Below are 21,126 nucleotides of genomic sequence, written 5' to 3'. Positions count from 1 at the left end.
TGGGCGTTTTGTGCCGGTTGGGGAGGGCCGAAGGGGGGTCGCCGTGGGGATGCGCGGTGTCTTCCGGGTGCGGGCCGTGTGTGGCTGGTCGCGCAGTTCTCCGCGCCCCTTTTCAGGTTGGCGCGCTCCCGTTGGCTACCACTGCGGGGGGCTCGCTATCGCTCTTGCCAGGACGTCGTCCAGGATCTTCGCCGTCTCCGGGACGTCGAGTTGCGAGTTGTCGATGATCGGCAGGCCCGAGCCGTACCAGCCGGCCATCCGGCCGTGGATGCGGGCGACCTCCTCGTCGGTGAGGCGACGGTTGCCCGAGCGCTCGGCGTTGCGCTCCAGGACGATGTCGAGGCCGGGCAGCAGGACGACCGGGAGCAGGCCGGGCCCGACGTGCCGTTTCCAGCCGCCGAGGCCGACCACGGGGCGGTCGGGGAAGACGGCGTCGTCGAGGATGCAGGAGATGCCGTTGGCGAGGAAGTTGCGCGCGGCGAAGCCGCAGGTGCGGCGGGCGAGGCGGTACTGGGCCTCGGAGTGGTCGTTCCAGCCCGACTGCGGGTCGGCGAAGCCCGAGCGGACCCATTCGCGCACGTCGTCGAGGCTGATGTGGGCCGTGGGCACGCCGCGGTGGTCGGCCCAGTAGCGGGCGACGCTGGTCTTGCCGGCGCCGGCCGGGCCGATCAGCAGCACGGCCAGGGTGGTGGTCGCCGGGTCGGGGGCGACCGGGGTGGGCGGTGCGGTGGGCACGCCGACCGGGCCGCCGGGGGGGCAGCGCGACATGGCCGGTGGTGTCGGGGGGCGGCGGCGCGGAGGGGTGCGGCGGCATCGCCTGGGGCGGCGCGGCGGGGTGCGGCGGGGGCGGGACCGAGGGCGGCGCCCCGGTGAAGCCCGGGGGCGGCGGGGGCACGGGGCCCGAGCCCTGCGGTGCGGGTGCCGGGCCCTGGTGGGCGCCCGGGTGATGTGCGGCCGGTGACCAGCCGACGGCGGGTCCGTGCCCCGGCTGGTGGGGCGGCGGCAGCGGAGAACCCACTGCGTGCTGCATCCGGTGCCACTCCGTCTCGTACAGGCAATTGACGCTGGCAGCGGGGGCGAACCCCGCCCTACCGAACGGTACCGCCCCCGGCCGCCGATTGGTGAACGGCCGGGGGCGGTGTGAAGTGCCCGGTGGGGACGGGGAATCGGGCGCAACGGGCGCCGTGGGACTTACTCCCCCACCTCGCCGTACGCCGCGAGCAGCACCGCCGGGTCCGGTCCCTCCAGGACGGTCGGCTTGGCCAGGCCGTCCAGGACGATGAAGCGCAGCAGGTCGCCGCGGGACTTCTTGTCGACCTTCATCGTCTCCAGCAGCTTGGGCCACTGGTCGTAGCGGTAGTGCAGCGGCAGTCCGACCGATTCCAGGATCGTGCGGTGCCTGTCGGCCGTGGCGTCGTCCAACCGGCCCGCCAGCCGCCCGAGTTCGGCGGCGAAGTGCATGCCGACCGCGACGGCCGCGCCGTGCCGCCACTTGTAGCGCTCGTTCTTCTCGATGGCGTGGCCGAGGGTGTGACCGTAGTTGAGGATCTCCCGAAGCCCGGACTCCTTCAGGTCGCTGGACACGACCTCCGCCTTCACCCGGATCGAGCGCTCGATCAGCTCGGCCGTGTGCGGGCCCGCCGGGGTGCGCGCGGCCTGCGGGTCGGACTCGATCAGGTCCAGGATCACCGGGTCGGCGATGAAGCCGGCCTTGATGATCTCGGCGAGGCCGGAGACGTAGTCGTTGACCGGGAGGGAGTCCAGCGCGGCCAGGTCGCACAGCACGCCGGCCGGCGGGTGGAAGGCGCCCACCAGGTTCTTGCCCTCGGCGGTGTTGATGCCGGTCTTGCCGCCGACGGCCGCGTCCACCATCGCCAGGACGGTGGTCGGGACGGCGATCCAGCGCACGCCGCGCAGCCAGGTCGCGGCCACGAAGCCCGCGAGGTCCGTGGTCGCGCCGCCGCCGACGCCGACGATGACGTCGGTGCGGGTGAAGCCGGACTGGCCGAGCGCCTTCCAGCAGTAGGCGGCGACCTCGGCGGTCTTGGCCTCCTCGGCGTTCGGCACCTGGATCGCGACGGCCTCGTAGCCCTGCTCGGCCAGGTCGGCGCGCAGCGCGTCCCCGGTCTCGGCGAGCGCCTCGGGGTGGATGACCGCGACCCGCTTGGCCTTGCCGCCGATCAACCCGGCGAGCTCGCCGAGCAGCTGACGGCCCACCAGGACCTCGTACGGCTCGGTGCCGGCCGTGCCGCCGACGTGGATCCGCGTCACCGACTCGCTCATGCTTCCTTCAACTCCACTGCGTCCAGGGCGGCTCGGGTGACCTCTTCGGGGGTGCGCCCGTCGGTCGGCACGACCGCGGTGGCGACCTCCTCGTACAGATGGCGGCGGGCTTCCATCAGCTCGCGCCACTGCTTGCGCGGGTTGACGGCGAGCAGGGGCCGCGCGGCGTTGAGGCCGGTGCGCTTGACCGCCTCCTCGACGTCCATCGACAGGTAGACCACCTGGTGCCCGGCGAGAAGCCGGCGGGTGTCGGCGTCGAGGACGGCACCGCCGCCGAGCGCGAGGACTCCCCCGTGCTCGGCGAGCGCCCGGTGCACCGCCTGCTTCTCCATCGCGCGGAAGGCGCTCTCGCCCTCCTCGACGAAGATGTCGGCGATCGTGCGGCCCTGCTCCGCGACGATGTCGTCGTCCGTGTCCCGGTAGCCCACGCCGAGCTGCTCGGCCAGCAGCTGCCCGACCGTGGACTTGCCCACGCCCATCGGGCCCACCAGGACCAGCAGCGGCCCGCTCATCGGATGTGGAGGTTGTCGAGGTACGACCGGACGTTGCGGCGGGTCTCGGCCACCGAGTCGCCGCCGAACTTCTCGGCGACCGCGTCCGCGAGGACCAGCGCCACCATGGCCTCGGCGACGATGCCGGCGGCCGGGACCGCGGAGACGTCGGAGCGCTGGTGGTGGGCCTGGGCGGCCTCGCCGGTGGTGACGTCCACGGTCTGCAGGGCCCGCGGCACGGTCGCGATCGGCTTCATCGCGGCCCGCACCCGCAGCAGCTCGCCGGTGGACAGGCCGCCCTCGGTGCCGCCGGCGCGGCCGGAGACCCGGCGGATGCCCTCGGGGGTGTTGACGATCTCGTCGTGCGCCTTGGAGCCGGGCACCCGGGCCAGCTCGAAGCCGTCGCCGATCTCGACGCCCTTGATCGCCTGGATGCCCATCAGGGCGCCGGCGAGCCGGGCGTCCAGCTTGCGGTCCCAGTGCACGTGCGAGCCGAGGCCGACCGGCACGCCGTAGGCCAGCACCTCGACCACACCGCCGAGCGTGTCGCCGTCCTTGTGGGCCTGGTCGACCTCCGCGACCATCGCCTTGGAGGTGTCGGCGTCCAGGCAGCGCAGCGGGTCGGCGTCCAGCTTCTCGACGTCGGCCGGCGTGGGGTAGACGCCCTGCGGGGCCTTGACCGAGCACAGCTCGGTGACATGGCTGACGATCTCGATGCCGGCCGTCTCCTTCAGGTAGGAGCGGGCCACCGCGCCCAGCGCCACCCGGGCCGCGGTCTCGCGGGCGGAGGCGCGCTCCAGGATCGGGCGGGCCTCGTCGAAGCCGTACTTCTGCATGCCCGCCAGGTCGGCGTGGCCGGGGCGGGGCCGGGTCAGCGGCGCGTTGCGGGCGAGTTCGGCCAGCTCCGCCGGGTCCACCGGGTCGGCGGCCATGACCTTCTCCCACTTCGGCCACTCGGTGTTGCCCACCATGATCGCGACCGGGGAACCCAGGGTCAGTCCGTGCCGGACGCCACCGAGGAAGGTGACCTCGTCCCGCTCGAACTTCATGCGCGCACCGCGGCCATAGCCGAGCCGCCGCCGCGCCAGGTGGTCCGCCACCATCTCCGTGGTGATCGGCACGCCGGCGGGAAGGCCCTCCAGCGTCGCGACAAGTGCGGGACCGTGGGACTCACCCGCGGTCAGCCAACGCAGCCTGCTCAACGATGCTCCTCAGTGCTCGCGCCTGGTTCTGCTCCGGGTACACGCACGCACGCGTACCGCGACGGCGCGACCGGGTGCGCGGCCCGGGCCCGCCACCTCCGATCCTCCCACGTCCTCGCTGGAGTCCTGGTGCAGGTCCAGCAGGCGGACGCCGACGTGGACGCCGGCACCCCCGACGGCACCGTCCCTCGACGAGGCCGGCGTGGACGTCAGCGCTCGGCGAGCGCCTTCTCGCCGGCCCGGCGCATCGCCTCCAGCGGGGCGGGGGCCCGCCCGGTCATCTGCTCGACCTGGAGCACCGCCTGGTGCACCAGCAGGTCCAGGCCGCTGACCACGGCCCCGCCGAACATCGACCAGCGCGCCGCGAGCTCGGTCGGCCAGGGCTCGTAGAGCACGTCGAAGAGCGTGGTGGGCCGCTCCGGTACGGCGGCGGCGAGGGCGTCGGTCGTCCCGGCCGGGGTCGTCGCGATCACCAGGGGCGCGTGCAGGGCCTCCGCCGCCTGGGACCAGTCCGCGGTGCGCACCTCGACGTCCAGGCGCTCGCCCCACTGGCGCATCTCGGCGGCGCGGGCGGCGCTGCGCACGTACACCACGACCTCACCGGAACACACCCGGGACAGCGCGGCCAGCGCGGAGGAGGCGGTGGCACCGGCGCCGAGGACGGCGGCCGTGTCGACCTCTTCGACGCCGTGCTCGCGCAGGGCCGCCACCATGCCGGGGATGTCGGTGTTGTCCCCGACCCGGCGGCCGTCCTCGGTGAAGACCACCGTGTTCACCGCCTCCACCGAGGCCGCGGTCTCGCTGATCTCGTCGAGCAGCGGGATCACCGCCCGCTTCAGCGGCATGGTCAGCGACAGTCCCGCCCACCCGGGACCGAGCCCGTCGAAGAAGGCGGGCAGGCCGGCCTCGTCGACCTCGAAGCGGTCGTAGCTCCAGCCGTCGAGCCCCAGCTCGGCGTACGCGGTGCGGTGCAGCACCGGGGAGAGCGAGTGGGCGATGGGCGAGCCGAGGACGGCGGCGCGGCGGCCGTCAGTTGCCCGTGCTGTCATTGAACTTGTCCCTGAGCTGCTTGAATTCGGCGTACGTCTTGGCGAACTCGGTGTTGTTCTCGCCGTCGGTCGCCACGAAGTAGATCCAGCCGTCGTGCGTCGGATTCAGCGCCGCCTTCATGGCGTCCTCACCGGGGTTGCCGATGGGGCCGGGCGGCAGGCCCTTGTTGGTGTACGTGTTGTACGGGTCCTTGTTGCTGTTGATCTCACGTTCGGTGATGTGGATGTTGCTCTGACCCTTGAGGTAGTTGTAGGTCGAGTCGAACTGCAGCAGCTGGTTGGTCTCGGTGTTCGTGGGCTTGAGACGGTTGTAGACGACCTCGGCCATCTTGCGGTAGTCGTCGTGCGTCTTGCCCTCGGCCTGGACGAGGCTGGCGACCGTGATGAGCTGCAGCGGGTCCTTCAGCCCGAGGGAGGCGGCCTTGCCCTTCAGGTCGTAGCGGCTGTACACCTCGTTCGCCTGGGTCACCATCGCCTTGAGCACCGCCTCGGGCTTCATGCCCTTGGCCGCGGGATAGGTGCCCGGGGCGAGGAAGCCCTCCAGCGGGTCCTTGATCTCGCTGTCGCTGTTCGCCCAGGAGGGCAGGCCGAGGGTCTTGTACTGCTTGTCGGCGATGCCCTTGGTGGTGCCGGTGGCCAGGCCGAGTTTGAGGTCGATGGCCGCGTAGACGTGCGCGTTGCGCTCGCCGGGCGTGACCATGACGTTGTTCTGGCTCTTGGGGTCGAGCATCATCTGGACGGCGCTCGCGGCGGACATCTGCTTGCGCAGGATGTAGGCGCCGGCCTGGATGGTGTTGCCCTTGGGGTTCTGCTGCTGGGCGGAGACGAAGGCGTCGACGCTCTTGACCACGCCCGCCGCCTTCAGCCGGCGCCCGATGTCGTAGCCGCCGGCGCCCTTGGGGATCTCCACGGTCACCGACTCGCCCGTGCCGTCGCCGGCGTAGTCCGGAGCCGCGCCGAAACGATTTTGGTAGAAGGTGTAGCCGACGTAGCCGACCCCGGCGAGTCCGCCGCCGAACACCAGCAGGACCACCAGGCAGGCGACGCCGTTACGGCTCTTCTTCTTGCCGCCCTTGCCGCCTTTGCCTCCGTTGCCCCCTTTGCCGCCGCCGCGCCGGGCCGCGCGCCCCCGGGGCCGGGCCTCCTCGTCGGGGTCCTCGCCGTCGTCGCCCGCGAAGAAGGCGTGCTCGCCCTGGTCGGGGCCGGGGTCCCAGTCGGTCTCCCGCGGCTCGGGCTCCGTGCGGCGCCGGGCGGGCGGCTCGGGCGGCGGGTAGGCGTCCTCGGTCTGGTAGAAGTCGGGCTGCTCACCGCCGTAGGCCACGGCCTGGTGTCCGTAGGGGTCACCGGGATCGGGCGGGTACGGCATGTGCGTGTGCGTGCCGGTGCCGTCCCAGCCGCCGCCCTGCGGGTGGTGCTGGTTGCCGCCGCTCTGGTGGTACTGCTGCTCGCCGCCGCCCTGGGGGTACTGCTGATCGCTGTAGTACTGCGGGTACTGCTGCTGGTCGTAGCCGGGCTGCTGGCCGTGGCCCCAGTCGCCGTAGTCCTGGTGCTGCGGCTGCTGCGGATAGTGCTGCTGGCCGCCGTGGGCAGGCTGATGGCCCACGTGGGGCTGCTGCCCTCCCCATCCGCCGTCCCCGTACAACGGGTCCTCCGGATGCCACGGTTCGGAGCCTTGGCCCCGGCCATACTCAGTCATCGATCCCCTAGAGCCGCGAGGCGGCGGTCACGCGGCTGGTGGCTCCGGCTCCCGTCCCGCCTCTTGTTGTGCGGCAGCTGTTCGAACACCGCCGCATCGCGCGGAACGTTACCGTATCGCGATCAGATGACCACTTCGACGCCCTCGCCGGGCGCTTTCCCTGACACCCGTTCGGATTCGAGGGCCTGCTGCAGGATGATGACGGCGGCCGCCTGGTCGATGACCGAGCGGCCCTTCTTGGACTTCACGCCCGAGGCGCGCAGTCCCTGGCTGGCCGTGACCGTGGTCATCCGCTCGTCGACCAGGCGGACCGGCACCGGCTTGATGCCGCGTGCCAGCTCCTGTGCGAACGTGCGGACCTTGACGGCGGCCGGGCCCTCGCCCCCCTTGAGGGAGCGAGGGAGACCGACGACGACCTCGATCGGCTCGTACTCCTCGACCAGCTGCCGCAGGCGGCGGTGGGCGGCCGGGACGTCCCGGCCGGGAACCGTCTCCACCGGTGTGGCGAGGATCCCGTCGGGGTCGCACGAGGCGACCCCGATCCGGGCGTCCCCGACGTCGATCGAGAGCCGACGTCCTCTGCGCATGATTCCGACCGTTTCCTTACCGAACCGTCACTTGGCCGTCTCGGCGACGAGCCGCTCGACGGCGTCCACGGCCTCGCCGACGGCAGCCGGGTTCTGGCCGCCGCCCTGGGCGACGTCCGGCTTGCCGCCACCGCCGCCGCCGAGGGTCTTGGCGGCGGTGCGCACCAGGTCACCGGCCTTCAGACCGCGCTCGCGGGCGGCGTCATTGGTGGCGATGACGGTCAGCGGCTTGCCGTTGTTCACCGTGAACAGGGCGACCACGGCGGCCCGGCCGCCCTGGATGCGGCCACGGACGTCGAGGACCAGCTTGCGCAGGTCGTCCGGGGTGGTGCCGTCCGGGACCTGGCCCGTGACGACGGCCACGCCCCGCACGTCCTTGGCGGACTCGGCGAGACCGGCGGCGGCCTGGAGCACCTTCTCCGCGCGGAACTTCTCGATCTCCTTCTCGGCGTCCTTCAGCTTGCCGAGCATGGCGGAGACCTTCTCCGGCAGCTCCTCCGGGCGGCCCTTGAGCAGCTCGGTCAGCTGGTTGACGACCGTGTGCTCGCGGGCGAGGAAGTTGTAGGCGTCGACACCGACGAGGGCCTCGATACGGCGCACACCCGAGCCGATGGAGGACTCGCCCAGCAGCTTCACCAGACCCAGCTGGGCGGTGTTGTGCACGTGCGTGCCGCCGCACAGCTCCTTGGAGAAGTCGCCGATGGTGACCACGCGGACCCGCTCGCCGTACTTCTCGCCGAACTCGGCGATGGCGCCCTGCTTCTTGGCCTCGTCGATGCCCATGACCTCGGCGCGCACGTCGAGGTCGCGGGCCAGCACCTCATTGATCTTCTGCTCGACGTCGGTCATCACGGCCGTCGGAACGGCGGACGGCGAGCCGAAGTCGAAGCGGAAGCGGCCGGGCTGGTTCTCCGAACCGGCCTGGGCGGCCGTCGGGCCGAGCGCGTCGCGCAGGGCCTGGTGGGTGAGGTGGGTGGCCGAGTGGGCGCGGGCGATGGCGGTGCGGCGGCGGGCGTCGATGGAGGCGTGGGCCTTGGCTCCGACGGTCACCTCGCCGACCTGGACGACGCCCTTGTGGACGTAGACGCCCGGGACCGGCTTCTGGCAGTCGCGGACCTCGATGACGGCACCGGTGTCCACCTTGATGCGGCCGGTGTCGCCGATCTGGCCGCCGCCCTCGGCGTAGAACGGGGTGCGGTCGAGCACGACCTCCACCTCGTCGCCCTCACTGGCGGCCGGGGAGGAGACGCCGTCGACCAGGATGCCGACGATCGTGGACTCGCCCTCGGTGTCCGTGTAACCGATGAAGTCGGTGGCACCGGCGGAGTCGGCGATCTCGCGGTAGGCGCCCATGTCGGCGTGGCCGGTCTTCTTGGCCTGGGCGTCGGCCTTGGCGCGCTCCCGCTGCTCCTTCATCAGGCGGCGGAAGCCCTCCTCGTCCACGGACAGCCCCTGCTCGGCGGCCATCTCCAGGGTGAGGTCGATCGGGAAGCCCCAGGTGTCGTGGAGCAGGAACGCCTTGTCGCCGGGCAGGACCGTGCCGCCGGACTGCTTGGTCTCGGTGACGGCGGTGTCGAGGATGTTGGTGCCGGCCTTCAGCGTCTTGAGGAAGGCGTTCTCCTCGGCGAGGGCGACCTTCTCGATGCGCTCGCGGTCGGTGATCAGCTCGGGGTACTGCTGGCCCATCATGCCGATCACGGTGTCGATCAGGTCCTTGACGACCGGACCGGTGGCGCCGAGCAGCCGCATGTTGCGGATGGCGCGGCGCATGATGCGGCGCAGGACGTAGCCGCGGCCCTCGTTGCCCGGGGTGACGCCGTCGCCGATGAGCATGGTGGCCGTGCGCATGTGGTCGGTGACCACCCGCAGGGACACGTCCGAGGTGTGGGCGTCGCCGTAGCGGACGCCGGTCAGCTCGGTGGCCTTGTCGATCACGGCCATGGAGGTGTCGATCTCGTACATGTTCTGCACGCCCTGCAGAATCATGGCGAGGCGCTCCAGGCCGAGGCCCGTGTCGATGTTCTTGCTCGGCAGCTCGCCGAGGATCTCGAAGTTGTCCTTGCCGATGCCCTCGCCGCGCTCGTACTGCATGAAGACGAGGTTCCAGATCTCCACGTACCGCTCGTCGTTGACGGCCGGGCCGCCCTCGACGCCGAACTCGGGGCCGCGGTCGTAGTTGATCTCGGAGCAGGGGCCGCACGGGCCGGGCACGCCCATGGACCAGTAGTTGTCCTTCATGCCCAGGCGCTGGATGCGCTCCTTGGGCACGCCGACGACCTCGTGCCAGATGCGCTCGGCCTCGTCGTCGTCCTTGTAGACGGTGATCCACAGGCGCTCGGGGTCGAGGCCGTAACCGCCCTTGTCCTGGGGCGTGGTGAGCAGCTCCCAGGCGAGCTTGATGGCGCCTTCCTTGAAGTAGTCGCCGAAGGAGAAGTTGCCGCACATCTGGAAGAACGTGCCGTGCCGCGTGGTCTTGCCGACCTCTTCGATGTCGGGCGTGCGCACGCACTTCTGCACGCTCGTGGCGCGCGGGAAGGGCGGCTTGACCTCACCCAGGAAGTAGGGCTTGAAGGGCACCATGCCGGCGGGGACGAGGAGCAGAGTCGGGTCGTCCGCGATGAGCGACGCCGAAGGGACGACGGTGTGCCCGCGCTCCTCGAAGAAGCTCAGCCAGCGGCGGCGGATCTCAGCCGACTCCATCAGTGGTCCTCATTCCGGTTGTACGAGTACGTCGGGGCTTCGACGTACTTCGGGTTGCTGCGGTTGTTCTCGATGGCGGCGTACCGCCGGGGCTCGGCGAGTTCGGGGTTCTCGTGGATGCCCAGGGCCTCCTCAAGTTCCGCCTCGCGCTGGGCCATGTTGTCGCGGACGTCGAGGGCGAAGCCCACCGCGCGGTCCTTCAGCCGCTGACCCGCGTCGAGCGCCTTGTTGGCCGCGGTCGCGGCGAGGCTCTCCGGGGTCAGCTGCCTCAGCTTGCGGTTGACCTTGGTGGTGGCCCACACACCGGCGGCGACGCCCGTGCTGAACCAGAACGTACGGCGGAACATCGCTCGGTCTCAGTCCTTACTCCGCTTGCCCCGTCGTGAGGCCGGAACGGTGCGGCCCACGATCACGGTACGCCTCGACTCCCTGGCGGGCACCTCACCCTTGCGGCCGCCCAGCGCCCGGCGCACGCCGTAGCCGAAGGCCGCGACCTTGACCAGCGGGCCGCCGAAGGTGGAGGCCACGGTGCTGGACAGCGCGGAGGCGTTCGACGTGACCTCCTGGACGTCGGAGGCGATCGCGTCGACCCGGTCGATCTGGGTCTGCGCGGAGCGCACCGCCGCGGAGGCGTCGGCCAGCAGCGGGACGGCCTGATCGGTCACGTCCGCCACGAGCTTGGTCGTCGCCTTGAGCGTCTGGGCCAGCCTCGCGAGAGCCACCGCGAGGAAGGAGACCAGGATCGCCCAGAAGACGGCCACCAGGATCCCGGCCACCTCTCCACCGGACACTGTGCGCACCCGCTCCCTGAAACGTGCCTGAACATCGAGAAAGTCGTGCACCGAGCCTATCGCGCCGGGGCTGCGGCTCCGTACCGGATTAGGGGGCGTGGACGCCTGAGTTCCGGGAAGCGATTGTACGCGGTGATTACGCTTGAGTACGCTCCGTGTTCCATGCGGGATCATCAGCGCGCCGACAGTCCCGCGGGTGGCAATCTGCCCGCGGAATCGACCGGGTTCGTCGGCAGGTCCGCCGAACTGGCCGCCCTCGACGAGGCGCTGCGCGTCTCACGGCTGGTGACCGTGACCGGTCCGGGCGGGGTCGGCAAGTCACGGCTCGCGGCGCGCGCGGCCGCGAGGTGGCCCGAGGCCCGGGACGGGGTGTGGCGCGTCGAGCTGGCCCCGCTGCGCGACCCCGGGCTCGTCGAGTACGCCGTGGTGGAGGCGCTCGGCCTGACCGACCACACGCGCCGGGCGCCGCGCGAGACGCTGCTGGCCCATCTCGCCGACCGTGAACTCCTGCTGCTCCTCGACGGGTTCGAGCATCTGGCGCAGGCCTGCGCCGAGCTGGTGGCCTGCCTTCTGGCCCGCCTGCCGCGGCTGCGGGTCCTGGCGGTGGGCCGCCGGCCGTTGCGGCTGGCCGGCGAACGGCTGCTGCCGCTGGCGCCGCTCGGCGAGGAGGAGGCGGTGGAGCTGTTCACGGACCGGGCCGCCGCGCAGGGCGTGGTGGTCGGCGACGGCCCGGACGTACGGGAGGTGTGCCGGCGCCTCGACGGGATCCCGCTCGCGCTGGAGCTGGCGGCCGGGCGGCTGCGGGCGCTGTCGCCGGCGCAGCTGCTGGAGCGGCTCGACGACCGGTTCCGGCTGCTGACGGGCGAGGTGCGGGACGCGTTGCCGCGCCATCGGACGCTGCGGACGGCGATCGGCTGGAGCCACGAGCTGTGCACCCCGCCACAGCGGCTGCTGTGGGCCCGGCTGACGGTGTTCGCGGGCCAGTTCGACCTGGATGCCGTGGAGTACGTGTGCAGCGGGCACGGTCTGCCGGCCGACGACGTCCTGGACGTGCTGACCGAGCTGATCGCGCAGTCGGTCGTGACCCGGGAGGAGACCGCCACGGGCGTGCGCTACCGCATGCTCGACACGGTCCGGGCCTACGGCGCCGACTGGCTCGCGGCCATCGGGGACGCGGAGCGGATGCGGCGCCGGCACCGCGACTGGTACATGGGCCTGGCGACCTGGTGCGAGCTGGACTGGTTCTCGCCCCGGCAGGCGGAGGTCGCCGAGCGCGTCGAGGCCGAGCTGCCGAATCTGCGGTGCGCCCTGGAGCACTGTCTGAGCGAGCCGGGCGAGGCGCATCTGGGCCAGTACCTGGCCGGTTCGCTGTGGTTCTACTGGGTGGGCTGCGGGCGGCTCGCGGAGGGCCGGCACTGGCTGCGGCGCAGCGTCGAACTGGAGACGGAGGGCGCCTCGCGCAGTGCGGGTGAGCAGTCCCGGCTGAAGGCGCTGTGGGTGCTCGGCTATGTCGCGATCCTGCAGGGCGACCCGGTGCCGGCGCTCGCCGCGCTCACCGAGTGCCGCGCGGAGGCGGAGCGGGTGGACAGCCCGGCCGGTATCGCCTACGCCGAGCACCGCACCGGCTGTCTGGCGCTGGTCACCGACGACATGGCGCGCGCGGAGAAGCTGCTGCGCTCGGCGCTGGAGCGGTACCAGGAGATCGGCGAGCTGAACAGCAATGTGCTGATGGGCCAGGTGGAGCTGGCGATGACCCGGGCGTTCCAGGGCGATCTGCCGGACGCGGTGCGGCTGTGCGAGGACGTGCGCCGGGTGTGCGAGGACCACGGGGAGCGGTGGGCGCTGGGCTACGCGCTGTTCGTGCTGGCGTACGCGGCGTGGGCGCAGGGCGATCTGCCGCGCGCCCGGTCGCTGCTGGCCGAGTGCCTGGGCAGCGCGCACACGTTTCGCGATCTGCTCGGCTCGGTGCTGTCCATGGAGCTGCTGGCGCTGGTCACGGTGTCGGAGGGGGACGCGGCGGAGGCGGCGGTGCTGCAGGGCGCGGCGGCCGAGATGTGGCCGTCGGTGGGGCTGCCGCTGTTCGGCTCCGCGTACTACAACGGTCCGCACGAGCTGTGCGAGGGAAAAGCCCGCGAGCGGCTCGGTGACGCGCGCTACGAGGAGTGCGTGCGGCGGGGGCGGCGGCTCGGCCGGGCCGAGGCGGTGGAGCGGGCGCTGCGGGGCGGGCGGTCGCTGCGGGCGCTTCCCTCCCCGCGCCGGGCGGGGCGGCAGGAGGACGGAACGCGGCAGCCCGCCGCCTCGCCCACCCGGAAGGGCGGGGAGACGGCGGGCTGACGGAGTGCTGTCGCCTGCCGAGGGTCAGCGGGCGTAGTACTCGACGACGAGCTGCTCGTCGCAGATCACCGGGATCTCCTTGCGGTTCGGCTCGCGGTCCAGGCGGAACGCCAGGGCCTTGAGGTTCACCTGCAGGTAGCGCGGGGTCTCACCGTCGGGGGCGAAGCCACCCTCGCGGGCGATCTGGAAGAGCGTCTTGTCCTTGGAGCGGTCGCGGACCTGGACGACATCGTCGGGACGGACGACGAAGGACGGCTTGTCGACCTTCTTGCCGTTGACCTGGATGTGGCCGTGGACGACCATCTGGCGGGCCTGGTAGATCGTGCGGGCGATGCCCGAACGCAGGACCAGCGCGTCGAGGCGCTTCTCCAGCTCCACGATCAGGGCCTCACCGGTCTTGCCCTGGACCTTGGACGCGCGCTCGTAGGCGCGGACCAGCTGGCGCTCGGAGATGTCGTACTGAGCGCGCAGGCGCTGCTTCTCCAGCAGACGGACCTTGTAGTCCGAGTTCTGCTTGCGGCCGCGGCCGTGCTCACCCGGCGGGTAGGGACGGGCCTCGAAGTACTTGACGGCCTTCGGGGTCAGCGCGATGCCGAGGGCACGCGACTTCTTGACCTTGGGGCGGGACTGGTTCGCCACTGTTTCTCTTTTCCTTGTTCCGGCTTGTCAGGGTTGCGGGAGGTCGCATCCGCAGCCGGGGAAACCCTTGGGGTCCGCGTGGGACCCGCCGGGCAGCCGCTCCCCTGGTCTGGGCACATACGTGCAGCACGCGAGTGGCCCACCGACCTGTCCCGGGACTCCGGGTGGTGGTGGGCTGCCCGCGACACCGTTCGACGGTGCGCGACGCTCCTGGAACCCGCTGGGGGTTCCGGCCGGCTGTCCCGCTCTGACTGCACGGAACTCGGCACTTCAGGGCAGTCTACAGGGCGCTCAGGACCGCTTGCGACCGAGGTGCTTCCTGGTCCACTCCACGGCGTCGGCGTAACGGGCCTCCGCGCCGTGCCGGGTCGGGGTGTAGTACTCGCGGTCCTTGAGGGCGTCCGGCGCGTACTGCTGGGCGGCGATGCCCTCGGCCAGGTCGTGCGGGTAGACGTACCCCTGGCCGTGCCCGAGCCTGCCGGCGCCCTTGTAGTGGCTGTCGCGCAGATGCGCCGGGACCGGTCCGGCCAGTCCCTTGCGTACGTCGTCCAGTGCGGCGCCGATCGCGGTGGTGGCGGAGTTGGACTTGGGCGCGAGCGCGAGGGCGATGGTGGCGTGGCTCAGGGTGAGCGCGGCCTCGGGGAAGCCGATCATGGCGACGGCCTGGGCGGCGGCCACCGCGACGGACAGGGCGGTGGGGTCGGCCAGGCCGATGTCCTCGCTGGCGGAGATCATCAGCCGGCGGGCGATGAACCGGGGGTCCTCGCCGGCCTCGATCATGCGGGCGAGGTAGTGCAGGGCGGCGTCGACGTCGGAGCCGCGGATGGACTTGATCAGGGCGCTGGCGACGTCGTAGTGCTGGTCGCCGTCGCGGTCGTACTTCACCGCGGCCCGGTCGACGGTCTCCTCCAGGGTGGACAGGGAGATCTCCGTCTCGCCCTTGTCGAGGGCGGCGCCGGCGGCGGCCTCCAGGGCGGTCAGGGCGCGGCGGGCGTCGCCGCCTGCGATGCGCAGCAGGTGGTCCTCGGTGTCCTCGGGGAGGGCGACGGCGCTGTCGAGGCCGCGTCCGTCGGTGAGGGCGCGCTTGAGCAGGCCGCGGATGTCGTCGTCGGTGAGGGGTTCGAGGGTGAGCAGCAGGGAGCGGGAGAGCAGCGGGGAGATCACCGAGAAGTACGGGTTCTCGGTGGTGGCCGCGATCAGGGTCACCCAGCGGTTCTCCACGGCCGGGAGGAGGGAGTCCTGCTGAGCCTTGCTGAAGCGGTGGATCTCGTCGAGGAAGAGGACGGTCTCCTGGCCGTAGCCGCCGCTGGCCCGGCGGGCGCCGTCGATGACCGCGCGGACCTCCTTGACGCCGGCGGTGATCGCCGACAGCTCCACGAACCGCTTGTTGGTGGCCTTGGAGACCACGTACGCCAGGGTCGTCTTGCCGGTGCCGGGCGGGCCCCAAAGGATCACCGAGGAGGGGCCGGCCGGGCCCTTGGCCCCCTCGCCGACCAGTCTGCGCAGGGGTGAGCCCGGCTTCAGCAGGTGCTGCTGGCCCACGACCTCGTCGAGGGTGCGCGGGCGCATCCGGACCGCCAGGGGACTGGTCGTCGGGTCCTTCTCCTGGCGTTCTTCGGCGGCTGCGGTGAACAGATCGGGCTCCACGCTGAAACCCTAAAACACCGCACTGACAATCCCGTCGGGCTGTCAGCTGGTCCAGAAGTCCCACCAGCGGGTCAGGACGAGCATGCCGATGATGCCGATGTGCAGCACGGGCACGACCCAGGTGAACTCGCCGAAGAAGCTCTTCAGCCAGCGCGGGGCGGGCAGCAGGTCGTTGCGGATGTTGAACGACGTCACGTACCAGAACATCGTGATCGTGGCGACCCAGGCCAGGCAGCACCACAGGCACAGCGCGTTGATCCGGTACAGGGACTGGAACTGCAGCCAGGTGCAGAAGGCCACGCCGAAGAGCGTGCCGAAGTTGAAGGTGAGCCAGTACCAGCGCGGGAAGCGGGCGCGGGCCAGCAGGCTCATGCCGACGCAGATGACGATGCCGTAGCAGACCAGGCCCAGCATCGGGTTGGGGAACCCGAAGGCGGCGGCCTGCTTGGACTCCATCACGCTGCCGCAGGAGACGACCGGGTTGAGGCTGCACCCCGGGGTGAACGTCTTGCCCGCGACCTTGGCCTCAAGGATCTTGAACTTGTCGAGGGTGATGACCCAGGCGGCGAGCAGCCCGGCCGCGCCGGTGATCACCAGCAGCACCCCGAAGGCACGGCTGCCGCCCACGGCGCGCGGCGCGGCGGCCCCGGCGTGCTGCGGCTCGGGTTCGGTGGAGACGTCCTTCACTGTCGTCTTGCTCATTCCGCCGGTTCCGTCACTTGAGAGTTGGACCATCTTCGGGCAGGGCCATTGTGCCGCACGCGTTCCACTGTCCACCGTTCGATGGACATAAGGAAGTACGCGCGGTGGGTCAGGAACGTTCGGTTCCGGCCGATGATCGGGACATGACCACAGCACACACGGACGCGCTCGCCGTGAGCGTGCGGGGGCTGCGCAAGCAGTACGGCGACGTCACCGCCGTCCACGGCATCGACCTGGGCATACGCCCCGGCGAGGTGTTCGGACTGCTCGGCCCGAACGGAGCCGGCAAGTCCACCACGGTGGAGATCCTGCAGGGCAACCGGAGCCGCGACGCGGGCGAGGTCCGGGTGCTCGGGGCGGACCCGGCGACGGCCACCCGCGCGTGGCGTTCCCGCGTGGGAATCGTCTGGCAGGACGAATCCGCGCCCGCCGAGTTGACGGTACGCGAGACCGTCCGGCACTTCGCCCGGTACTACCCGAGGCCCCGCGATCCGGAGGAGGTCATCGACCTGGTCGGTCTGACGGAGAAGGCGGACCGCCGGATCAAGGCGCTGTCGGGCGGACAGCGGCGCCGCCTCGACGTGGCACTCGGTGTGATCGGCGGCCCCGAGCTGCTCCTGCTCGACGAGCCGACGACCGGTTTCGACCCGGCGGCCCGCCGGCGGTTCTGGGACCTGATCCGGCTGCTGGCCGACGAGGGCACCACGATCCTGCTCACCACGCACTACCTGGAGGAGGCCGAGGCGCTCGCCGACCGCCTCGCCGTGGTCGTCCGCGGCCGCGTCGTCGCCGAGGGCGAGCCGGCCGCGCTGCGCGAGCTGTACGGCACCGAGGCCACCGTCACCTGGACCGACCCGGACGGCACCCCGCGCACGGAGCGCACCGCCACGCCCACCCGCACGGTCGCCGAGCTGATCCACCGCTTCGACGGCGAGATCCCCGGCCTCACCGTGCACCGGCCCACGCTGGAGGACGTCTACCTGCGGCTCACCGGCCAGGAGGACGCGCGATGACCACCGCCGCACGCACGCGTGGCGGCAGGGAGACCAAGGGCGCACGGCCGCCCGGCGCCTGGACGCTCGGTCTGCACCGGGGCGCGCTGGAGATCAAGCAGTTCTTCCGGCAGCGCGATCAGGTGGTCTTCACCTTCGCCTTCCCCGTGGTCTTCCTGTTCCTGTTCGCGTCGATCTTCCGTGACGACGTCGAGGGGCTCGGCATCACCGCGTCCCAGCTGTACGTGCCCGCGATGATGGCCTCCGGGATCATGTCGACGTCGTTCCAGTCCCTGGGCATCTCCATCGCGGTGGAGCGCGACGAGAAGGTGCTGCGCCGGCTGCGCGGCACACCGATGCCGCCGGCGGCGTACTTCCTGGGCAAGATCTGGCTGGTGCTGTTCACCGGCGTCGCGGAGACGGCGATCCTGCTGCTGATCGGCACCACGCTGTACGACATCGGCCTGCCCTCCGACCCGGGCCGCTGGTTCGACTTCGGCTGGATCTTCGCGCTGGGGCTGACCGCGTGCGCGCTGCTCGGCATCGCGATCAGCTCGGTGCCGAAGTCGGCCCGCAGCGCGAGCTCGGTGATCGTGCTGCCGTTCCTGGTGCTGCAGTTCGTCTCCGGGGTCTACATCTCGGTGGATACGATCCCCGGCTGGATGCTGGACGTCGGCGCCCTGTTCCCGCTCAAGTGGCTGTGCCAGGGGCTGCGGGGCGTGTTCCTGCCGGACTCGGCGCGGGTGCTGGAGCAGGCGGGCAACTGGGAGTTCGGACGGATCGCGCTGGTGCTGACGGCCTGGTGCGCAGGGGGGCTGGTGCTATGTCTGCTCACGTTCCGGTGGAAGGACCGGCGCACGGGGTGACCGGGTTCGGCAGCGCACGCGCGGCGCACGCCTGGGACCGCTCGGTCCGGCTCTGGGACGCCTACTTCGCCGTCGCGTGGGTGGCCACGGTGGCCTTCGTCCTGGGTGCGGCCCAGCCGTCGTGGCCGGTGCGTGCGGTGGCGGCCGGACTGCTGGTGCCTCTTGTGCCGTACTACGCCCTGGTCGGCCGGCCGTTGCTGACGAGCGAGCCCGTGGACCCGGCCCACGAACGGCGGGCGGTGCGCTACCTCGCCGGGGCCATGCTGCTGTTCCTGCCCTCGGCCGCCCTGGCCGGCGAGACCCGGCTGCTGGCGTTCTCGCTGATCCCGCAGTGCTTCATGACGCTGCGGCAGCGCTCCGCGCTCGTCGCCGTGACGGTGGTCAATGTCGGGCCCGTGCTCGTCTGGGCGCTGCTGTGGTGGCCGGACGCCGCCTCGCTGTTCGCCAACTGCCTGTTCGCCGCGGTCACGCTGGTGTTCTCGGTGGTGATCGGCAGCTGGATCATCCGGATCATCGAGCAGAGCGCGGAGCGGGCCGAGCTGATCGCCGAACTCGACGCCAGCCGCACCGAGGTCGCGCGCCTGTCGGCCGCGCACGGCGCGCTCACCGAGCGCGAGCGCATGGCCCGCGAGATCCACGACACCCTCGCCCAGGGCTTCACCAGCGTGCTCATGCTGATCCAGGCGGTCGAGGCGGAACTCGACCACGACCTGCCACGGGCCCGCCGCCATCTCGCGCTGATGGACACCACCGCCCGGCAGAACCTCGCCGAGGCCCGCGCCCTGGTCGCCGGTGCCGCGCCCGCCGACCTCGACGGCGCCTGTCTGCCGGACGCCCTGCGCCGCCTGGCCGACCGGCACGGGGCGGCCCTCGCGGTGACCGGGCCGGCCCGTGCGCTGCCGGCCGCGGTGGAGGTCGTCGCCCTCCGCTCCTGCCAGGAGGCCCTGGCCAACGCCCACAAGCACGCGGGCAGCCGGGCCCCGGTGCGGATCGACCTGTCCTACGGCGAGCGGTCGCTGACCCTCACCGTCGAGGACGACGGCCGCGGCTTCGACCCGGCGACCGCCACGGGCGGATACGGTCTGGCGGGGCTGCGGGCCCGCGCCGCCGAGGTCGGCGGCACCACCGAGACCGTCAGCACCCCGGGCGAGGGCACGACGGTGACCGTGCGCCTGCCCGTACCGGCCGCCGTGAGGAGTGAGACGCCGTGATCCGGATCGTCCTGGCCGACGATCATCCCGTCGTACGCGAGGGTCTGCGGGCGATGCTCGACGCCGAGCCCGATCTGGAGGTGGTCGGCGACGCCGACAGCGGCCCGCGGGCGGAGGCGCTCGCGGCCCGGTTGCGGCCGGACATCGTGCTCATGGACCTGAGGATGCCGGGCGGCGGGGGCGTCGAGGCGATCGAGCGGATGAGCCGGGCGGGACTGCCCTGCCGGGTGGTCGTGCTGACGACGTACGAGACGGACCGGGACATCCTGCGGGCCGTGGAGGCGGGCGCGGCGGGCTATCTGCTCAAGGACCTGCCCCGTGCCGAACTCGCCGAGGCGGTACGGGCCGCGGCCCGCGGTGAGACGGTGCTCGCGCCGACGGTCGCGGCCAGGCTGGTGGACCAGCTGCGCGTCCGCCCGCAACGGCCCCGGCTGTCGGAGCGGGAGACGGCGGTGCTGCGCCTGGTGGCGGAGGGCTGCACCAACGCGGAGATCGGCCGCCGCCTGTACATCGGCGAGTCCACGGTGAAGACCCATCTGCTGCGCGTCTTCGGCAAGCTGGGGGTGGACGACCGTACGGCGGCGGTGACCAGCGCGCTGCGGCACGGTCTGCTGGAGCCGTGAAGGGCGAAGGGCTCCGGGGGTCACCCGGAGCCCTTCGCCGTGACGGTCAGCTGCCGAGCCGGGATTCCAGCTCCGCCACGATCTCGTTGACGCCGACCGCGCTCTGCTCGCCGGACTCCATGTCCTTGAGCTGGACCACGCCCTCGGCGAGATCGCGTTCACCGGCGACGATCGTGTAGCGGGCGCCGCTGCGGTTGGCGTTCTTCATCGCGCCCTTGAGGCCCTTGTGGCCGTAGGAGAAGTCCGCCGCCACGCCCACCTTGCGCAACTCCGTGACCTTGGCGAACAGCACCCGGCGGGCCTCGTCGCCGAGCGGCACCGCGAAGACGCTGGTGGCCTGCGGCAGTTCGAGCTCGACGCCCTCCGCCTCCAGGGCGAGCACCGTGCGGTCCACGCCGAGGGCCCAGCCGACGGACGGCAGCGCGGGGCCGCCGATCATCTCCGACAGGCCGTCGTAGCGGCCGCCGCCGCCCACCGCGGACTGCGAGCCGAGGCCGTCGTGGACGAACTCGAAGGTCGTGCGGGTGTAGTAGTCCAGGCCGCGCACCAGCTTCGGGTCGTCCTCGAAGGCCACGCCCGCGGCGGTGATCAGCTCACGGACCTCCTCGTGGTACGCCTTGCACGCGTCGCACAGGTAGTCGCGCAGCAGCGGGGCGTCGCCGAGCTGCTTCTGGACCGACTCGCGCTTGTCGTCCAGCACCCGCAGCGGGTTGATGTCGACGCGGCGGCGGGTGTCCTCGTCCAGGTCGAGGCCGCGCAGGAAGTCCTGCAGCGCGGCCCGGTACACCGGCCGGCACTCCTTGTCGCCGAGCGAGTTCAGCAGGATGCGGAAGTTGCGCAGGCCCAGCGAGCGGTACGCCTGGTCGGCGAGGATGATCAGCTCGGCGTCCAGCGCCGGGTCCTCCGCGCCGATCGCCTCGGCGCCGACCTGCGAGAAGTGCCGGTAACGGCCCTTCTGGGGGCGCTCGTAGCGGTAGTAGGAGCCGGAGTACCACAGCTTGACCGGGAGGTTGCCGGCCTTGTGCAGGTTGGCCTCCAGCGCGGCGCGCAGCACGGAGGCGGTGCCCTCGGGGCGCAGGGCGAGCCGGTCGCCGCCCTTGGTCTCGAAGGCGTACATCTCCTTGGTGACGATGTCGGTGGACTCGCCGACACCGCGCGCGAACAGCTCGACGTTCTCGAAGCCGGGGGTCTCGATGTAGCCGTAGCCGGAGGTGCGCAGCGGGCCGGCGATCGCCTCACGCACCGCCAGGTACTTCGCGGAGTCCGGCGGGATCAGGTCGTACGTGCCCTTGGGGGCCTTGAAGGTGCTCACG

General features: G+C 71.8%; 18 protein-coding genes and 1 pseudogene. 5 read left to right on the top strand and 14 right to left on the bottom strand.

Annotated features, from left to right (window positions below; all coding sequences use genetic code 11):
• Positions 1 to 135: 135 nt before the first annotated feature.
• The 10 genes and pseudogenes from C3489_RS07255 to C3489_RS07210 form a co-directional block, all read right to left on the bottom strand.
• Positions 136 to 1,030: pseudogene (locus C3489_RS07255) on the bottom strand (Pro-rich N-terminal domain-containing protein).
• A 161-nt stretch (positions 1,031 to 1,191) separates the two neighbouring features.
• On the bottom strand, positions 1,192 to 2,283 hold the full coding sequence (gene aroB / locus C3489_RS07250) for a 3-dehydroquinate synthase (RefSeq protein WP_103780929.1): 1,092 nt from the start codon (positions 2,281 to 2,283) through the stop codon (positions 1,192 to 1,194).
• Positions 2,280 to 2,795, bottom strand: coding sequence for a shikimate kinase (locus C3489_RS07245; protein WP_103780928.1), 516 nt, complete (start codon positions 2,793 to 2,795; stop codon positions 2,280 to 2,282). The genes aroB and C3489_RS07245 overlap by 4 nt, the downstream gene beginning before the upstream one ends.
• Positions 2,792 to 3,976 carry a chorismate synthase gene (gene aroC / locus C3489_RS07240; protein WP_103780927.1) on the bottom strand — a complete coding sequence of 395 codons (1,185 nt, stop codon included), beginning with the start codon at positions 3,974 to 3,976 and terminating at the stop codon, positions 2,792 to 2,794. The genes C3489_RS07245 and aroC overlap by 4 nt, the downstream gene beginning before the upstream one ends.
• Positions 3,977 to 4,185: 209 nt before the next feature.
• Positions 4,186 to 5,025, bottom strand: coding sequence for a shikimate dehydrogenase (locus C3489_RS07235; protein WP_103780926.1), 840 nt, complete (start codon positions 5,023 to 5,025; stop codon positions 4,186 to 4,188).
• A complete protein-coding gene (gene mltG / locus C3489_RS07230; RefSeq protein ID WP_181139539.1) occupies positions 5,006 to 6,721 on the bottom strand; it encodes an endolytic transglycosylase MltG in 1,716 nt (571 codons plus the stop codon). Before mltG ends, C3489_RS07235 begins: the two co-directional genes overlap by 20 nt.
• A gap of 122 nt (positions 6,722 to 6,843) precedes the next feature.
• A complete protein-coding gene (ruvX, locus tag C3489_RS07225; RefSeq protein ID WP_103780924.1) occupies positions 6,844 to 7,308 on the bottom strand; it encodes a Holliday junction resolvase RuvX in 465 nt (154 codons plus the stop codon).
• A gap of 27 nt (positions 7,309 to 7,335) precedes the next feature.
• Positions 7,336 to 10,008: an alanine--tRNA ligase gene (gene alaS / locus C3489_RS07220; protein WP_103780923.1), complete on the bottom strand. Its 2,673-nt coding sequence runs from the start codon at positions 10,006 to 10,008 to the stop codon at positions 7,336 to 7,338.
• Complete coding sequence (locus tag C3489_RS07215) at positions 10,008 to 10,355, bottom strand: hypothetical protein (RefSeq protein WP_103780922.1); 348 nt, start codon at positions 10,353 to 10,355, stop codon at positions 10,008 to 10,010. Before C3489_RS07215 ends, alaS begins: the two co-directional genes overlap by 1 nt.
• Before the next feature lie 9 nt (positions 10,356 to 10,364).
• Positions 10,365 to 10,808: a DUF948 domain-containing protein gene (locus C3489_RS07210; RefSeq protein WP_103780921.1), complete on the bottom strand. Its 444-nt coding sequence runs from the start codon at positions 10,806 to 10,808 to the stop codon at positions 10,365 to 10,367.
• A 153-nt stretch (positions 10,809 to 10,961) separates the two neighbouring features.
• Here C3489_RS07210 and C3489_RS07205 point away from each other — a divergent pair, with 153 nt between their 5' ends.
• Positions 10,962 to 13,133, top strand: a complete 2,172-nt coding sequence (locus C3489_RS07205; protein ID WP_107499735.1) for an AAA family ATPase — start codon at positions 10,962 to 10,964, stop codon at positions 13,131 to 13,133.
• Positions 13,134 to 13,157: 24 nt separating this feature from the next.
• On the opposite strand, the gene rpsD is transcribed toward C3489_RS07205, so the two are convergent.
• From rpsD to C3489_RS07190, 3 genes are all read right to left on the bottom strand, one after another.
• Entirely contained in the window at positions 13,158 to 13,772 is a 615-nt protein-coding gene (rpsD, locus tag C3489_RS07200) for a 30S ribosomal protein S4 (RefSeq protein WP_103780920.1), read from the bottom strand.
• A 291-nt stretch (positions 13,773 to 14,063) separates the two neighbouring features.
• Complete coding sequence (locus C3489_RS07195; protein WP_103780919.1) at positions 14,064 to 15,419, bottom strand: replication-associated recombination protein A; 1,356 nt, start codon at positions 15,417 to 15,419, stop codon at positions 14,064 to 14,066.
• Positions 15,420 to 15,461: 42 nt separating this feature from the next.
• Complete coding sequence (locus tag C3489_RS07190) at positions 15,462 to 16,121, bottom strand: vitamin K epoxide reductase family protein (protein ID WP_103780918.1); 660 nt, start codon at positions 16,119 to 16,121, stop codon at positions 15,462 to 15,464.
• A gap of 143 nt (positions 16,122 to 16,264) precedes the next feature.
• On the opposite strand from C3489_RS07190, the gene C3489_RS07185 reads away from it, so the two are divergent.
• The 4 genes from C3489_RS07185 to C3489_RS07170 are packed head-to-tail and all read left to right on the top strand — an operon-like array spanning position 16,265 to position 19,813.
• A complete protein-coding gene (locus tag C3489_RS07185) occupies positions 16,265 to 17,134 on the top strand; it encodes an ABC transporter ATP-binding protein (RefSeq protein ID WP_103780917.1) in 870 nt (289 codons plus the stop codon).
• Positions 17,131 to 17,979, top strand: coding sequence for an ABC transporter permease (locus C3489_RS07180; RefSeq protein ID WP_103780916.1), 849 nt, complete (start codon positions 17,131 to 17,133; stop codon positions 17,977 to 17,979). The genes C3489_RS07185 and C3489_RS07180 overlap by 4 nt, the downstream gene beginning before the upstream one ends.
• Positions 17,937 to 19,190 carry a sensor histidine kinase gene (locus tag C3489_RS07175; protein ID WP_103780915.1) on the top strand — a complete coding sequence of 418 codons (1,254 nt, stop codon included), beginning with the start codon at positions 17,937 to 17,939 and terminating at the stop codon, positions 19,188 to 19,190. The genes C3489_RS07180 and C3489_RS07175 overlap by 43 nt, the downstream gene beginning before the upstream one ends.
• A complete protein-coding gene (locus C3489_RS07170) occupies positions 19,187 to 19,813 on the top strand; it encodes a response regulator transcription factor (RefSeq protein WP_103780914.1) in 627 nt (208 codons plus the stop codon). Before C3489_RS07175 ends, C3489_RS07170 begins: the two co-directional genes overlap by 4 nt.
• Before the next feature lie 46 nt (positions 19,814 to 19,859).
• Here C3489_RS07170 and hisS read toward each other — a convergent pair whose 3' ends face one another.
• Positions 19,860 to 21,125 (bottom strand): histidine--tRNA ligase, encoded by a 1,266-nt coding sequence (hisS, locus tag C3489_RS07165; protein ID WP_103780913.1) that lies wholly within the window; start codon positions 21,123 to 21,125, stop codon positions 19,860 to 19,862.
• Between the last annotated feature and the right edge of the window lies 1 nt (position 21,126).

It is taken from the genome of Streptomyces sp. Ru71 (assembly GCF_002920535.1).
Taxonomy (GTDB): Bacteria; Actinomycetota; Actinomycetes; order Streptomycetales; family Streptomycetaceae; genus Streptomyces.
The sequence above is the reverse complement of the archived record's forward strand: the minus strand, read 5'-3'. Positions and strand labels throughout refer to the sequence as shown.

Coding starts and splice junctions, on each gene's coding strand:
- aroB (WP_103780929.1), bottom strand. CDS start 2,283: ATGAGCGAGTCGGTGACGCGGATCCACGTCGGCGGCACGGCCGGCACC.
- C3489_RS07245 (WP_103780928.1), bottom strand. CDS start 2,795: ATGAGCGGGCCGCTGCTGGTCCTGGTGGGCCCGATGGGCGTGGGCAAG.
- C3489_RS07235 (WP_103780926.1), bottom strand. CDS start 5,025: ATGACAGCACGGGCAACTGACGGCCGCCGCGCCGCCGTCCTCGGCTCG.
- mltG (WP_181139539.1), bottom strand. CDS start 6,721: ATGACTGAGTATGGCCGGGGCCAAGGCTCCGAACCGTGGCATCCGGAG.
- ruvX (WP_103780924.1), bottom strand. CDS start 7,308: ATGCGCAGAGGACGTCGGCTCTCGATCGACGTCGGGGACGCCCGGATC.
- alaS (WP_103780923.1), bottom strand. CDS start 10,008: ATGGAGTCGGCTGAGATCCGCCGCCGCTGGCTGAGCTTCTTCGAGGAG.
- C3489_RS07215 (WP_103780922.1), bottom strand. CDS start 10,355: ATGTTCCGCCGTACGTTCTGGTTCAGCACGGGCGTCGCCGCCGGTGTG.
- C3489_RS07205 (WP_107499735.1), top strand. CDS start 10,962: ATGCGGGATCATCAGCGCGCCGACAGTCCCGCGGGTGGCAATCTGCCC.
- C3489_RS07190 (WP_103780918.1), bottom strand. CDS start 16,121: ATGAGCAAGACGACAGTGAAGGACGTCTCCACCGAACCCGAGCCGCAG.
- C3489_RS07185 (WP_103780917.1), top strand. CDS start 16,265: ATGACCACAGCACACACGGACGCGCTCGCCGTGAGCGTGCGGGGGCTG.
- C3489_RS07180 (WP_103780916.1), top strand. CDS start 17,131: ATGACCACCGCCGCACGCACGCGTGGCGGCAGGGAGACCAAGGGCGCA.
- C3489_RS07175 (WP_103780915.1), top strand. CDS start 17,937: ATGTCTGCTCACGTTCCGGTGGAAGGACCGGCGCACGGGGTGACCGGG.